Origin of the sequence: Pseudomonas sp. FH1, from assembly GCF_000510895.2 — a bacterium.
GTDB classification, from domain to species: domain Bacteria; phylum Pseudomonadota; class Gammaproteobacteria; order Pseudomonadales; family Pseudomonadaceae; genus Aquipseudomonas; species Aquipseudomonas azotoformans_A.
Map to the genome: position 1 here is coordinate 1 of NZ_AOHM01000082.1, position 868 is coordinate 868.

General features: G+C 42.7%; 1 protein-coding gene. It reads left to right on the forward strand.

Annotation, left to right across the window (positions count from 1 at the left end; all coding sequences use genetic code 11):
* The first annotated feature begins 462 nt into the window (after nucleotides 1-462).
* Nucleotides 463-837 (forward strand): hypothetical protein, encoded by a 375-nt coding sequence (locus tag H096_RS34010; protein WP_156717518.1) that lies wholly within the window; start codon nucleotides 463-465, stop codon nucleotides 835-837.
* The last annotated feature ends 31 nt before the right edge of the window (nucleotides 838-868 follow it).

Below are 868 nucleotides of genomic sequence, written 5' to 3' on the forward strand. Positions count from 1 at the left end.
TGTCCGGATGTTGGTGGGCTGAGTGTCCGGATGGCGTGGAATCCGCAAGTATGTACCAGTATCGATGAGTTACAGGCAGCGATATCTAAATTACCGGACGCATCACCATGGCACTATGTTCGAGGTCACGATGCCGTAGACATACTATGCGGAGGACTACTCTCTGTCTTGGGGGGGCGAAAAGGTGTTTGCATAGCGGACATAGAACCAATTCTTAGGCAATCATTCAGCTACGAAGACTATATTAGAACGGACATATATGGAGCATCAAAACTGTGGCACGAAAAAAGAGGCTTAGACTACCCATATAGACCACAACAATAACTTGTCCACGCCACAAACGGGGTTGAAGTGAAACATAAAACACAAACAACCCCAAACTTAATTAAAAGCTCACAAAATTTTCAAAAATGTAAAGCCTCAAACTCAGAACAATAAACACACAAAAAACTGGATATAAAAATGCTTAGCATTGGCGAAACAGATTTCTACATTGCAGTACCAAGCCTACCAAAGCACAAATTTGAGAAATACTCAAAGAACCTATTCGATGACTGGGAAGAATATATAGGGAAAGCTCTAAAGCTATCGGATTATGCGCTATCTCTCGAAGTAGAAGAGGGATCAATAAAGGGATCAGCAAAAATTGCAGCAGCTGTTGGTGCGATATACCTTGGCATAGGTCAATATGGATCGTTTATTTCTGGTCTGCAAACAATTCAAGGACAAGTCAGCTCGATAGGTGATTTCTTAGCCACCCGTGCAGCATCTCCATTTCAACCCAACGTAACAAAACCCAAGATAAAAAAACACGCTGGAACCTTAGGGATGGTCTGAAGTAGGCCGCTATTTTTCGACTGCTGAGCCA

Excerpts from the sequence above, each read along its gene's own strand:
- H096_RS34010 (WP_156717518.1), top strand. The coding sequence starts at position 463 with ATGCTTAGCATTGGCGAAACAGATTTCTACATTGCAGTACCAAGCCTA.